Origin of the sequence: Paraperibacillus esterisolvens (genome assembly GCF_046237625.1) — a bacterium.
GTDB lineage: Bacteria > Bacillota > Bacilli > Bacillales > DSM-1321 > Paraperibacillus > Paraperibacillus esterisolvens.
On the sequence record NZ_CP143545.1, the window covers coordinates 2,128,183 to 2,141,871 of the forward strand.

The following is a 13,689-nucleotide window of genomic DNA, read 5'->3' on the forward strand; positions in this document are numbered from 1 at the left end:
TGCGGCATTTACAAAAGGAGGAGCTTTCATTGTTCCAGGATTTAATGATAGATGATCTTCTTACTAAACGTGAAAAAAAACAGCTGGTGCTGGTCGATGTCCGTTCCCCTTCAGAATATATGGATTCTACCATTCCAGGCAGCATAAATATTCCCATATTTGATGACAGGGAACGAGAAGAGATTGGAACCATCTATAAACAGATAGGTGTTTCAGAAGCAAAAGAAAGAGGACTTGAAATTGTTTCTGCCAAACTTCCTTCTTTCATCAAAGAATTTCAGACCATCCCTGGGGACAAGGCGGTATTCTGCTGGAGAGGCGGAATGAGAAGCCGCACCTCGGCAACGGTCCTTGACCTCATGGGCATCAAGGCGTTCCGTTTAAGCGGCGGTTTCCGTGCCTATCGTAAATGGGTAGTGAGTCAGCTTGAAGACTTTCAGATTCAATCAGAGGCCTATGTTCTGAACGGTTACACGGGAACCGGAAAAACGCTGCTGCTTCATCAGCTGAAAAAGGAAGGATACAGTGTCATTGATTTAGAAGGCCTGGCCGGGCACAGAGGCTCGATTTTTGGTCAGATTGGGACAAGACCCAATAATCAAAAAATGTTCGAAGCACTGCTTTTCGAAGAATTGACACAGATGAAAGATTCACCCTTTATCCTTTTTGAAGCTGAAAGCCGGAGAATTGGGAAGGTGGTCCTTCCGGATTTTGTGGATCAGAAGAAGCTTTCGGGAAAACAGATATTCATTGATATGCCTCTTGAAGAAAGGGTCAAGCATATTCTCGACGATTATCAGCCATGGCTTCATCAGGAAGAAAGCATTAAAGCGTTCAAAAAAATAGAACGAAGGATTCATACACCAATTGCAGCTGAAATCGGCAGCTCCCTGGAAAGAGGAGATTTCGAAACAGCGGTGGCCCTCCTGCTGAAACATTATTATGATCCCCGTTATGATTTTTCTAAAGGAAATTATCCGAAGGAAAATATCAAGACCATCAAAGCCAAAAACGCGGAGGAAGCGCTTCTTGCCTTAAAGAAATTCCTGCCGGATACCGCAAGGACCGTTAAATGAATAAAAGATGAAAAAGAGCGGAATATAATCACTTCCGCTCTTTTTTCTAGATATTTTAGACTGTTTTTTTGAAAAGATTTGCTTAAGTATATAAATGCCAGTACTGATGTATAAGGCAAAATGATGTTCATAATACTTCCTTCACTATAAAATATAAGTACTTTACTCGGAATAAAGGGGGATAAGTAATGATTTTTTATAAAAATGAACAACAAAAGAATTATATGGAAAAATTGGGAAAGCTCACTGAGCGTTTTTCTGAACGGGCCGAAGCTTTGGATGAATCCGGTGCATTCCCTTTTGATAACATCCAGGAACTCAAGGACTTCGGTTATACCCGTCTTACTCTTCCTAAAGAATATGGAGGATTGGGAGGGGGCCTTTATGACTTTCTTCTCGGCCAGGAGAAAATCGCAATGGCATGCGGCCCAACTTCCCTTGCAATCGGCTGGCATGTAGGAATCGTGCACCAGCTGGCGGAAAAGCGTCACTGGAAACCCGACGTACTGGATGAAGTGTTCCATCAGGTTGCCGATGGTGCCTTGCTTAACAGCGCAGCAACAGAGGCCCAGACGGGAAGTCCGACAAGGGGAGGCCGTCCGGGAACTTCTGCCAGGAGAGAAGGCAATCACTGGATCCTTTCAGGAAGGAAAACATATACCACATTATCACCTGTGCTCGACCTCATTCAGGTCAGTGCATGGGTGGAGGAAGAGAACGGAGTTGGCTGGTTCCTCGTTCACCGGGATCAGGAGGGAGTAAGTTTTGAGGATACATGGGATATGATCTCGATGCAGGGAACAGCAAGCAATGATTTAATTTTGGACCAGGTTCAAGTAGAGGATAGGTACTTTGTCGAAAAGCCCGGGAAACGTAAAACTTTGGGAGAGGGCTGGCTGCTCCATATTCCGGCATGTTATATCGGCATCGCCGGTGCAGCGAGAAATTATGCCCTGAAATTCGCGAGGGAATACAGTCCCAACAGCCTCAATGGGCCGATAAGAGACCTGCCAAATGTGCAGCGCCTGGTCGGGGAAATGGAATTGGAATACCTGCAAGCCAGACACTTATTATACTCGGTTGCAGATAAATGGGAAGAAGGCAGCATGCGGGAAGAGCTTGCCAGGGAACTGGGGGCAGTCAAAACGAGCGTCACGAATACCAGCCTTTCAATCGTAGATAAGGCAATGAGGATTGTTGGAGCCAAAAGCCTTCAGCGGAAAAATCCGCTTCAGCGTTACTACAGGGATGTCCGAGCCGGCCTCCATAACCCGCCGATGGACGATACTTCGTACTCCGTCCTGGCAAAAACCGTTCTATATGAGTGATTTGAAAGAGGATGTCACATGGCATCCTATTTTTTTCATTTTAAATTTACGCTTCTGTACCGGCTTTTTAAAAGTATCTATTTCTACTTCAAAATAAAAGCCGAAGACAGTCTCCTTTTACTTTAATTGACAGGCATAAAACCTTCCTCCGGGACAAAAATTAAAGTCAATTGATTTTTAATGAAGGGAGGCCGACAATGAAAAAGGCAGGCTGTAATACGGATTCGGAAAAAAGTTTAAAATGGTGGCAGCTTTCCATGATTGGCATTGGATGTATCATCGGGACGGGCTTTTTCCTGGGTTCGAGCATTGCCATAAAAATGACCGGCCCTTCAGTGCTGATCTCATTTGTCGTTGCTGCCACAGGTACGTACCTGGTTTTTGATGCCCTTTCAAAACTTGCAGCTTCAGATCCCCAAAAGGGATCCTTCTGTGCTTATGCAAACCAGGCTTTCGGCAGATGGGCAAGATTTGGCTGTGGATGGACTTATTGGTGTTCGGAGCTCTTGATCATGGGAAGCCAGCTCACCGCCCTGTCCATCTTTGCAAGGTTCTGGTTCCCAAGTGTCCCGATGTGGCTGTTTGCGGCAGGATTCGGGATTCTCGGGATCGTGGTTCTCCTCATTGGCACCAAAGGCTTTGATAAGCTGGAGAATGTTTTCGCTGTCACAAAGGTGGCAGCCATCCTCATGTTTATCGTCATTGCCCTTCTAGCCTTGTTCGGCGTGATAGACAGCCACGGTTCAAATACGAATTTCCCGGGCACGATGGAAGAAATTTTTCCGAATGGCTACAGAGGTCTCTGGTCTTCGCTGATTTATGCGTTCTATGCTTTCGGCGGCATCGAAATTATGGGAATCATGGCCATCCGTTTGAAGGATAAAAAAGATGCACCCAAATCGGGTAAGTTGATGCTCCTTCTTTTGACGGTGATTTATCTGATATCAGTAGCTCTTGCGGTCGTTCTGGTCAGCAGCAGCCGTATTAATACAAAGGAAAGTCCTTTTGTCTCGGCGCTGGATAAATATCATCTTCCGCTTATTCCTGACATCTTTAATGCCGCATTGATTGTGGCGGGTTTTTCCACCATGGTCGCTTCTTTATTCGCAGTGACCAGCATTCTCATGACACTGTCAGAGGATGGTGACGCACCGAAAGTATTTTCATTGCAGGGAAAGCTGAAGGTTCCGGTTCCTTCCCTGTTCCTGACTGTGTTTGTCCTGGCTCTTTCCATTCTTGCAGCTCTTTTGATGCCCGGCAGGCTATATGAATATGTCACTACGGGTGCAGGGCTGATGCTGCTTTATAACTGGACATTCATACTGCTTTCATCACAGAAGCTCTCTAAGCCCCGGACAAAAGAGACGATCAAGAGATGGACCGGCATCATCCTTATCGCCTTGGCAGTAAGCGGAACCCTGTTTGAAAAAGAAACCAGGCCCGGCTTTTTTATCAGCCTCGCTTTTGTTTTAGTCATAGGAGCTGTGGCCTTCCTCATGAAATCTTTTTGGGACAGGGAGACGATTAAAAGCGGCCTTGATTGACAATACGGTTCTATAATAATAACCGCCTGCTCTTTTCAGGCGGTTATTATTATAGAAATATTTCCTTAAAGGCCTGATATCCAAAGTAAATTCCGAAACCAATCAGCGATATTCCGGAAAGTATCGAAATGAGCGTCAGCAGCCCCGAACGCAAAATCCTTCGGAATCCGCTGGATACAGCCGCCATGGTTACATCCCAAAGCAATACTCCGCTGAAAATGGCTGAGCTGTAAAGGATAAGCTGCTCATTGCTATAAGATGAAGCAGTCTTGGCCAATACCGAACCATAAATCCCGATCCAAAATAAAATGGTGATGGGATTGGAAATGGACATCAAAAAACCCGAGATAAACGATTTAAGGGAGGACTCTTTTTCCCTTGAGTTCCTGATGGACACTTTTCCGGCTGCAATAATGCTTTCTATGCCCGTATAAATGAGCACAAAGCTCCCAAAAGACCATAATAAAGTCTTAATGAAACCTATTTCAATAAATTGGGCCAGCCCAAAATAAACAAGCAGCATATAAATCATGTCAGCAGCAGTAGCCCCGAGTCCCACCAGCCATGCGTTCCAAAATCCATCCTTTATCCCTCTATCCATCTGTGCTGCATTCACCGGTCCAATCGGAGCGGCAAGGGACAGCCCGAGAAAAATATAACTGAGGATCAAGCTCAAATACATCTACCTCCCCTTCAGACGCCATAGGCTTATACATATGTATTCAGCCGCTGCAGCTTGTACAACTGAAGGGATAAACTTTTTTCCGCCGGAACTTCTGCCTATTCATAAAGCCGGGTACTGATAGCTCTCCGCCTTATAATAACGCCTGTTTGTGGAAGACTTAAGATACAGCAGATAAGGGTGGTAATTTTATGGACACATGGAATATACATAAAAGACAGATGAACGTGACGGCAGCAGAAAAACTGATATGGAGTATCGCACTTCCAGGATTCGGACAATTGCTGAATGGCAAGTACATAAAAGGTATCATTTTCATTTTGCTTGAATTTATCATTAACATCAAAGCACATTTTAATCAGATCATCATGCTTAGTTTTAATGGGAAAACCCAGGAAGCCGTTGAACTAGTGGATTATGGATGGATTTTATTTTATCCGTGTTTATATTTCTTTTCCATGTGGGATGCGTTTAAGGATGGAGGGGGAGGGAGCTCTCCGTTTGCCTTCCTGCCTTTTGCAGGGGCAGCATTTTCTGTTACGGTGGGTATTTTTTATTCTTCTGAATTCAGATGGAATGGATATTTGCCTGGAATCATCTGGCTGCCTATGCTTTTCCTCCTGCCCGGGCTTGTGATTGGCTGGTTCATTCAATGGATTCTAATTCGGAGATTTCCTTCAGGAGCAGCCTGACTCTTGTCTATATGAAGTCATGGAATGGTGTCCCTCGTTACAATGTTATGGTTCCGCTCCATACCAAAACTTGAATTTTTGCTGATTATCACGATGGTCCATGGTATTATTAGAACATTGATTACTACATTCTCACATTCAATCTTTTCTAAAGGTGGAATTCACAACTTGGAAACCCAATTGGCAAAAGCGGTAAAAAATATGAAACTGGACAGCGGACACTGGCTCTATCTTTATAATAATCAAGAGGTTTATATGAAGGATCTCCTTTCCTTCGTTGAAACGGGAATCCAGACAGGAACACATATTTTACTTGTAGATAATGACCGTAATTATTAAATGCTTGAAAATATACTGGCCTATGTGAAAAAAGAAGATTATCTTCGAAAAATTCACTTTAAAAATAACTTTGACTTCTACTTCCAGCAGGGTGACTTTCATATTCCTTCTATTATTGAGGATTTCAGGCAAACCGTACAATCGATTACAGCGGGTGGGACAAATACTATCCGTACCTGGGCACATGTAGAGTGGGGCAATGAACAGGAAATTATGGAAAAAATCACGGATTATGAAAAGAAGGCAGACAAACTGGTCCAGGAAGACGGGCTGCTGTCCATCTGTGCCTATCATTCGATCAGGACTCCGGCGTCCATGCAGGATGTACTTGAGAACTGCCATGATGCTGTCTTCCATTAATAAAAATTAAAGACTGATACTGATACATGCCGGGACTATGGGAATTAATCAGCATATTTTTTGTTTTTTTGAAACCTATGGCAGCTTGTAACGTAATACAGTTATGAATCGTTGGAAGGAGAAATTTTTATGCAAGAAGCTATTTCGGTTGGAAGGAGATCCTTGTTCCAAAAAGTGATCTCAGTATTCATCATTACTCTTATCATCGCGACTGCAGGTTTATATGCAGGCCAATTTGTCCCTGCGGCACTGATGCTGCCGCTCATCATTGCTGAACTCATTATGCTCATATCAGCTTTCTGGCTGAGAAAAAGAAAATCAGTGGGTTATGCATTCGTATATGCCTTTGCTTTGATTTCCGGCATCACTACCTATCCAATCGTCAATTACTATGTTTCCCAGTCAGGCGCACAGATAGTGCTGTACGCCTTCGGAATGACGCTTGGCATATTCCTGGTCTTTGGCTTTGTTGGCACGAAAACAAAGAAAGACCTGGGATTCTTGGGCTCCTTTTTACTGGTTGCCCTTTTGGCCCTGATTTTTGTAGGGATCTTCAGCCTGTTCAGCCCATTGAATGACGGCGGACTCCTTGCTTTTTCTGGAATCGGCGCCCTGGTCTTTTCCCTTTATATCCTCTATGACTTCAATCAAATGAAACACAGGGGAATCAGCGAAGAGATGGTGCCGCTTCTCGCGCTGTCCTTATATCTCGACTTTTTAAATCTGTTCATCAACCTGCTCCGCTTTATCGGAATCCTGAGCAGGGACTAGTACCTAAGGTGTATGCAGCCCTGCTGTGTGCATCTTTTTTGTTTGATAGGAAGGGGGAGGTATTCCTGGCTGAAATAGTATTGAAGAAAATTACCGATCTTTCCGGGGAGAATCTAACCGAAATATGGCTGGAAAGCAGGAAGGAAGGCTTTCATTTTATCGGGAGGCTGATCAAGGAATATGAAGATGGAGCAAATTGCTTCAGCCTTCCGGGCGAATGCTTATTTGGTGTATATCGCGGAAAGGATCTCATTGGAATTGGAGGAATTAATCAAGATCCTCATGATACTTCGAAAAAAATAGGAAGAGTGAGAAGATTTTATATATCACCGCTCTACAGGCGTACGGGTGCCGGCAGCATGCTCCTTGGACGGCTGAAACGGGAGGCGGAGGTGCATTTTGAGACTCTCCTCCTTCATACTGACACAGAGAGGGGAGCCTTATTTTATGAAGCAAACGGATTCAGAAAGGCAAAAGGCCAGGTTAAAGCCACCCATTTTCTCTCGCTTGCGGATACTGTCAGAATTCTTAAATAATCGTTGATTTAAAAGGGTACCCTTGATACGCTTGAATAAAACAGATAGAGAGGGGTATTGGTTCATGGATATTTTTTCTCCGGAATATGCAGCGGGATTGGACCTGACTGATCCGCTTAAGGACTTCATAAATGAATTTTATCTTTTGGAAGGCACTATTTATATGGATGGAAACTCTCTGGGACTTCTGTCTAAAAGAGCAGAAAAGACTTTGATGGACACTTTCTCTGACTGGAAAGAATCCGGCATTGACGGCTGGATGAGAGGAAGGGAGCCGTGGTTTGCCTTGTCAGAAAAAATCGGAGGGATGATGGCTCCGCTTGTCGGCGCTGCTCCGGATGAAGTTGTTTGTGCCGGTTCAACGACGGTCAATCTCCACCAGCTGGCATCCACCTTTTATGAACCGTCAGGAAAAAGAACCAAAATCCTTGCTGATGAGCTGAATTTTCCTTCTGACATCTATGCGCTGCAGAGCCTGCTTGCCTTAAAGGGATACAACCCCGATACACATCTGGTTAGAGTGGAGAGCCGGGATGGACGCTTTCTTCGTGAGGAAGATATCATTACGGCCATGACGGATGAGATTGCACTGATTGTCCTGCCTTCCGTTCTGTACCGAAGCGGACAGGTGCTTGATATGGAGCTGTTGACCCGTGAAGCAAACAAACGGGGAATTCCGATTGGCTTTGATGCCTGCCATTCCATCGGGGCTGTGCCGCACAGGTTTACCAGCTGGGGAGTGGACTTCGCCTTTTGGTGTACATACAAGCATCTGAACGGAGGACCAGGAAGTACAGGCGGTCTTTACGTGAACAAGAAGCATCATGGCAGACGGCCCGGACTTGCAGGATGGTTCGGATCGCAAAAGGAAAAGCAATTTGACATGGAGCATACCTTCACACCTGCTGTGGGGGCTGGTGCCTATCAGATTGGTACGCCCCATGTATTAAGCAGTGCCCCTCTCCTGGGTTCCCTGGAAATATTCGCACAGGCGGGCATTGAAAAGGTCCGGGAAAAATCGCTGCAGCTGACTCAATATCTCATCAGCCTTGCTGGACAGGAATTAGGTGCATGGAATTTTACCATTGGCAGCCCGCTCGATGAAGATAAGAGAGGGGCTCATGTCAGCCTGGAACATAAAGAGGCTGCCAGAATCTGCAAGGCGCTGAAAAATAGGGGAATCATCCCGGACTTCCGCGCACCCAATATCATCAGGCTTGCCCCGGCTGCCCTTTATTCAACTTTTGAGGACGTGAGACAGACTATAGCTGTTTTAAAATCTGTCATGGAAGGCAGATTATATGAACAGTATCCACTGGGGCGGGAGGTGGTGGCTTGAAACCGGGGATTCATCGTTAAAAGATGATTCCTTTTTCACCCTGAGTTTTCTAAATTTTCAGTAAAAAATTTGAAACTTCAGTATTTACGGTTATAATAAGCTTAATACCGACTGGTTAGTATTCCAATATGAAAGCGTATACAGAAACGGAATTATATCTTAAGAAAGAGGTTTTTTGATATGCATGTAAAGCAGCTATTTGACTTGACTGGAATGACCGCGGTCATCACCTTTACAAAGGATCTGGCCGCCAAGTGGGGGGAGTACAACATCAATATGAACTGCATAGCTCCCGGCTTTTCCCAACCAAGATGTCTAAAGCGCTTATAGAAAATGGAAGGGATTCCATATTCGGAAAAACTCCGCTCAGGAGATTCAGCAGTGAGGATGACCTTAAGGGAGCTGCCCTTTTCCTGGCCTCCGAAGCATCCAGCTTTGTGACAGGCAATGTGCTGATTGTTGATGGAGGGAGCCATGTGTGTTCAATGAAATAACCATGAGCAGCTTATAAAAATAATGTCTGGAGGAAATAACATGAAATCAAGTAAGCCCTGGCAGTCGCTTTATCCTGATTCCATCTCCAAAGAATTGAACATACCCGACTTATCCCTGCCACAGCTGCTGCAGGAAACCGCCAAAACATATCCTTCCCATCCAGCTGTCTCTTTTTATGGAAGAAAAACCAGCTATCTGGAGCTGCATCGTATGTCAGAGGCTTTTGCTTCGGCCCTTCAGCAGAATGGTATTCAAAAAGGCGACCGGGTGGCGATCATGCTCCCCAACTGCCCACAGTATATCATCTCTTATTATGGCACGCTATCTGCGGGAGCAATCGTCACACAAATTAATCCAATGAGCGTAGAACGGGAGCTTCTTCATCTTTTGAATGATTCCGGGGCAGAGACGATCATTGCCTTCGGGGCTTTCCTGCCAAGAGTGGAAGCTGTCAGGAAAAAGACAAACCTGAGGAATGTGGTTTCCGTTGAATTTCAGCCCTCGGCCGCAAATCCGGAAGGTGCCGTGCGGTTTGAGGATTTTCTGAAGGGCGGCAATGGGACTGCAGGGGGAATTATAGTGGATCCAAAAGAAGATACCGCTGTCCTTCAATATACCGGTGGAACGACGGGAAGATCAAAGGGTGCCATGCTGACTCACCGCAATTTGGTGGCCAATGTCCTTCAATCCTATGAATTTTTCAAGTTCGATCTCGGCTTTGGCAAGGAACGATGCTTGACTGTAATCCCTTTATTCCATGTGTTCGCCATGACCTCGTGCATGAATCTGTCCGTATTCCTCGGCGCTGAAATGATCCTGCTGCCGCGGTTTGATCTGGAGGAAGTGCTCCAGACGATCAAAACGGAGCAGCCTACCCTTTTCCCGGGCGTCCCGACCATGTATGTGGCCCTGACGAATCATCCGAATGCCGAGGAATACGGAATAGACTCTATCGAAATCTGCAACAGCGGAAGCGCACCCATGCCGGTGGAACTACTGAGGGAATTCGAGCGGAAGACCGGTTCCAGGATCCTCGAAGGCTATGGATTATCTGAGGCAGCTCCCGTGACTCACTGCAATCCGAGTTTCTCAGAACGGAAGCCCGGTACTGTCGGCATTCCCTTTCCATCCACCGATTATAAAATCGTGGATACAGCGACCGGTAACAAAGAGCTTCCGCCAGGGGAACTGGGTGAAGTGATTGTCCGCGGGCCACAGATTATGAAAGGATACTGGAACATGCCTGAAGAAACGGCAAACGTACTTAGAGACGGCTGGCTTTACACAGGAGATATCGGTTTGATGGACGCAGAAGGTTATCTTTCCGTCGTGGATCGCAAAAAGGATATGATCATCGCCAGCGGATTCAACATCTACCCCCGGGATATCGAGGAAGTGCTCTATGAGCATCCAAGCGTACAGGAGGCTGTAGTCATCGGGGTGCCACATGCCTACCGCGGTGAAACGGTCAAAGCTGTTCTCGTGCTAAAAAACGGCAGGGAGGCAGATGAAGAAGAGATTCAGGCCTTCTGCCGCGCCAACCTGGCATCCTATAAAGTCCCGGAAATTATAGAGTTCCGTTCTGAGCTGCCCAAGACCAGTGTTGGCAAGATCCTGAGACGGGCTTTAAGGGAGGAGATTACGTCCAAATGATTCTGCCAGATTTAGAAATGGTACAGCCTGCCATATGGTATAATTCTAGCTGAATTCAATTGAAATGGTGGGTCTTGCACATGAAGGAAAAAATAACAGCAGCAGCAATAGAGCTTTTTGATAGAAAAGGATTTGGAAGCACTTCTATCCAGGATATCGTAGAGGCGCTCGGAGTAACCAAAGGGACCTTTTATTACTACTTTTCCAGTAAAGAGGAGCTCCTCAGGGGCATTCATCTTCATTACATTGATGATCTGGTCAGCCATCAGGAGGAAATACTCTCTGATGATTCCCTGGACAGCAAGCAAAAGCTGTACAGAATTATTTATTTGCTCATATCGGATATCAAAAAGCAGGGAGCAAGCGCCAAGGTCTTCACGAGGGAAATACGCCACTTGAATGAAGAGCACTACCGGGAGATCACTTCAAAACGCGATCAGTTCCGCTATAATATGGAACAGCTCCTCAGCGACGGAATCAAGAATAAAGAGTTTCGTCAAAGTTTGAATCCTGAGCTGATTGCGTTCGGGATTCTCGGTGTGACCAATTGGAGCTACAACTGGTTCAATCCGGAAGGAAGTGTCTCTGATAAGGAAGTGGCGGAGATGTTTACGGAGATGCTGCTAAAAGGAATTGAAATGAATTAGGAACAGAGGAAGGGCTTAAGAGCCGTTTCCTGCCACATTAACATACCAACTGGTTAGTATAAAGGGGAGGATAAAACATGAATGAAAAGGAAATTGCCGCCATATCTGTCATTGGGGCTGGCCAGATGGGGCATCAGATTGCCATGCTGAGTGCATTGGGAGGCTATGAAACGATACTGGTTGATATTGAGGAAGGTGCTCTTGAAAAAGCAAGGAGTGCATTAAAAGGAATCATGTCCCGCTGGCTTGAAAAAGGAAAAACATCAGAAGATGCACTTGAAGCGGCCTTCCACAGGCTGAGATTCACCACTTCCTTGGAAGAAGCAGCCCGCCCTGCCGATCTTATCATTGAAGCGGTGGTAGAGAAATTGGATGTCAAAGCAGAGGTATTCGCAAAGCTCGAAGAACTGGCGCCTCCGCATGTGATTTTTGCCACTAACAGTTCCACAATCGTTTCAAGCAGGCTGGCTCCAGCGACAAAGCGGGCGGATAAGGTATTGAACATGCATTTCTTTTTTCCGCCTCTTGTCATGGATCTCGTGGAAGTGGTTAAGAACCCTGATACCTCAGAGGATACGGCACAAAAAGTCATGGCTGTATGCAAGAGGATGAACAGGACATCCGTGCTCCTTCAGAAGGAAATCTCCGGATTTGCAGCAAACCGCATACTGGGTGCCCTGCAGCGGGAGGCGGTTTATCTGTACGAGGAGGGAATCGCCGATTTCAAGGACATCGACCTGATCTGCCGCAAAGCCCTGAATCATCCGATCGGTCCCTTTGAACTAATGGATTTATCCGGCATAGATGTCGGATATTACGTGATGCAGCAGCGGTTCAATGAGACGGGTGATCCAGGTGATAAGCCGTTTTCCTGTATAGAAGAAAAGGTGAAAAAAGGAGAACTTGGCCGAAAAACGGGGAAGGGCTGGTATACATACAGCAAAGAGGGGGTTAAATGAATGGGGCGTTTTGTAACGTACGAGAAGAATAATAACACTGCGGTCGTCGTTATCAATAATCCTCCGCTGAATGTTTTAGAAAGACAAGTTTTCCAAGAACTGCTCCATACCTTCCAGGAACCTTCATCTGACAGTAAAATAACGGCCGTCCTACTGACCGGAAGCGGTTCAAAGGCATTCGAAACCTGTATTCACAGGAAGATAAGGGAGGTTTTAGCATCATGAAGGCGATTCAGTTTACCGAATACGGTACACCAGATGTTATGAATGCCGTGGATCTTCCTGTGCCTGAGCCGGGAAGCCGGGAAGTCCTGATAAGGGTGCAGGCGGCAGGCGTCAATTATGCGGATACAGCAAGAAGGGAAGGTCAGTATGTGGTCCCGACTCCGCTGCCATTTGTACCCGGAGCCGAAATAGCCGGAGTTATTGAAAGAATAGGGAGCGGGGTGGCTTCCTTCAAAGAGGGCATGCGGGCTGCCTGTTTGATTGAATCAGGGGGCTATGCTGAATATGCACTTGCAGATGAGCGATCCATCATACCTCTGCCTGACGAAGTTAGTTATATCCAGGCTGCTTCACTGCCGCTTCAGGGGCTCAGTGCCTATCATATCCTGAAAACGATGGGCAGGCTTGAAAAAGGGGAGTCGGTGCTGGTCCATGCCGCAGCAGGAGGTGTCGGCACCATAGCCGTCCAGCTTGCCCGCCTCTTTGGCGCCGGTACAGTCATAGCAACAGCGAGCACAAGCGATAAGCTTGAACTCGCCGGAGACCTGGGTGCGGATGTACTTGTTAACTATACAGAGGAAGGATGGGAGCAGAAGGTACTTGAAGCAACAGGAGGCAAAGGGGTCGACGTGGCCCTTGAAATGGCAGGAGGAAGAATCTTCTATGAAACTCTTAAATGTCTTGCGCCCTTTGGCAGACTGGTCATTTACGGAGTGGCAAGCGGTGTGCAGAGTAAGTTTCATCCTTCCTCACTCATGGCTAGGAACCAGTCTGTCATCGGATTTTTCCTTCCGCAGATTATGAGGAAGCCGGAACTCCTGAAAGCCAGCCTTTCAGAACTGTTCAGTTTATTAGGGGAAGGAAGCCTCCGCCTGCCTGAGGGACAGAGTTTTCCATTGGAGGAAGCAGGAAAAGCGCATTCTCTTCTTCAGGAGAGAAAAACAAAAGGAAAATTGATCCTCGTACCATGAGTTTCGAAAAACAAGGTTTTTACAAAAACCTTGTTTTTTTGTGCATTTTATACGCGAGTAAAAGAGGGATTG

At 46.1% G+C, this 13,689-nt stretch carries 15 protein-coding genes and 1 pseudogene; 15 read left to right on the forward strand and 1 reads right to left on the reverse strand.

The annotated features are described in order from the left end of the window. The first annotated feature begins 29 nt into the window (after positions 1-29). The 3 genes from mnmH (at position 30) to V1501_RS10755 (ending at position 3,948) form a co-directional block, all read left to right on the forward strand. Positions 30-1,076 (forward strand): tRNA 2-selenouridine(34) synthase MnmH, encoded by a 1,047-nt coding sequence (gene mnmH, locus V1501_RS10745; RefSeq protein ID WP_409293171.1) that lies wholly within the window; start codon positions 30-32, stop codon positions 1,074-1,076. A 188-nt stretch (positions 1,077-1,264) separates the two neighbouring features. Next, entirely contained in the window at positions 1,265-2,404 is a 1,140-nt protein-coding gene (locus V1501_RS10750) for an acyl-CoA dehydrogenase family protein (RefSeq protein WP_409293173.1), read from the forward strand. A gap of 197 nt (positions 2,405-2,601) precedes the next feature. Beyond that, on the forward strand, positions 2,602-3,948 hold the full coding sequence (locus tag V1501_RS10755) for an amino acid permease (protein WP_409293175.1): 1,347 nt from the start codon (positions 2,602-2,604) through the stop codon (positions 3,946-3,948). Positions 3,949-3,997: 49 nt separating this feature from the next. Here V1501_RS10755 and V1501_RS10760 read toward each other — a convergent pair whose 3' ends face one another. Further along, a complete protein-coding gene (locus V1501_RS10760) occupies positions 3,998-4,624 on the reverse strand; it encodes a LysE family transporter (protein WP_409293176.1) in 627 nt (208 codons plus the stop codon). A 197-nt stretch (positions 4,625-4,821) separates the two neighbouring features. Here V1501_RS10760 and V1501_RS10765 point away from each other — a divergent pair, with 197 nt between their 5' ends. The 12 genes and pseudogenes from V1501_RS10765 to V1501_RS10820 all read left to right on the forward strand — a co-directional run bounded on the left by V1501_RS10765 (position 4,822) and on the right by V1501_RS10820 (position 13,617). Then, entirely contained in the window at positions 4,822-5,322 is a 501-nt protein-coding gene (locus V1501_RS10765) for a hypothetical protein (protein ID WP_409293177.1), read from the forward strand. A gap of 168 nt (positions 5,323-5,490) precedes the next feature. After that, positions 5,491-5,661 (forward strand): hypothetical protein, encoded by a 171-nt coding sequence (locus V1501_RS10770; protein WP_409293178.1) that lies wholly within the window; start codon positions 5,491-5,493, stop codon positions 5,659-5,661. Continuing rightward, positions 5,662-6,021 carry an MEDS domain-containing protein gene (locus V1501_RS10775; RefSeq protein WP_409293180.1) on the forward strand — a complete coding sequence of 120 codons (360 nt, stop codon included), beginning with the start codon at positions 5,662-5,664 and terminating at the stop codon, positions 6,019-6,021. Between the two features lie 129 nt (positions 6,022-6,150). Then, positions 6,151-6,792: a Bax inhibitor-1 family protein gene (locus V1501_RS10780; protein WP_409293182.1), complete on the forward strand. Its 642-nt coding sequence runs from the start codon at positions 6,151-6,153 to the stop codon at positions 6,790-6,792. Positions 6,793-6,830: 38 nt separating this feature from the next. Beyond that, a complete protein-coding gene (locus V1501_RS10785) occupies positions 6,831-7,328 on the forward strand; it encodes a GNAT family N-acetyltransferase (protein ID WP_409293184.1) in 498 nt (165 codons plus the stop codon). A gap of 64 nt (positions 7,329-7,392) precedes the next feature. After that, positions 7,393-8,667 carry a kynureninase gene (gene kynU / locus V1501_RS10790; protein WP_409288031.1) on the forward strand — a complete coding sequence of 425 codons (1,275 nt, stop codon included), beginning with the start codon at positions 7,393-7,395 and terminating at the stop codon, positions 8,665-8,667. Between the two features lie 207 nt (positions 8,668-8,874). Next, positions 8,875-9,161: pseudogene (locus V1501_RS10795) on the forward strand (SDR family oxidoreductase); the annotation flags it as partial. Positions 9,162-9,201: 40 nt separating this feature from the next. Beyond that, a complete protein-coding gene (locus tag V1501_RS10800) occupies positions 9,202-10,815 on the forward strand; it encodes a long-chain-fatty-acid--CoA ligase (protein WP_409288032.1) in 1,614 nt (537 codons plus the stop codon). Positions 10,816-10,895: 80 nt separating this feature from the next. Next, positions 10,896-11,462 carry a TetR/AcrR family transcriptional regulator gene (locus tag V1501_RS10805; protein WP_409288033.1) on the forward strand — a complete coding sequence of 189 codons (567 nt, stop codon included), beginning with the start codon at positions 10,896-10,898 and terminating at the stop codon, positions 11,460-11,462. Between the two features lie 77 nt (positions 11,463-11,539). Further along, positions 11,540-12,421 carry a 3-hydroxyacyl-CoA dehydrogenase family protein gene (locus tag V1501_RS10810; protein WP_409288034.1) on the forward strand — a complete coding sequence of 294 codons (882 nt, stop codon included), beginning with the start codon at positions 11,540-11,542 and terminating at the stop codon, positions 12,419-12,421. Next, positions 12,422-12,646: an enoyl-CoA hydratase-related protein gene (locus tag V1501_RS10815; protein ID WP_409288035.1), complete on the forward strand. Its 225-nt coding sequence runs from the start codon at positions 12,422-12,424 to the stop codon at positions 12,644-12,646. Then, positions 12,643-13,617: a zinc-binding alcohol dehydrogenase family protein gene (locus V1501_RS10820; RefSeq protein WP_409288036.1), complete on the forward strand. Its 975-nt coding sequence runs from the start codon at positions 12,643-12,645 to the stop codon at positions 13,615-13,617. Before V1501_RS10815 ends, V1501_RS10820 begins: the two co-directional genes overlap by 4 nt. The last annotated feature ends 72 nt before the right edge of the window (positions 13,618-13,689 follow it).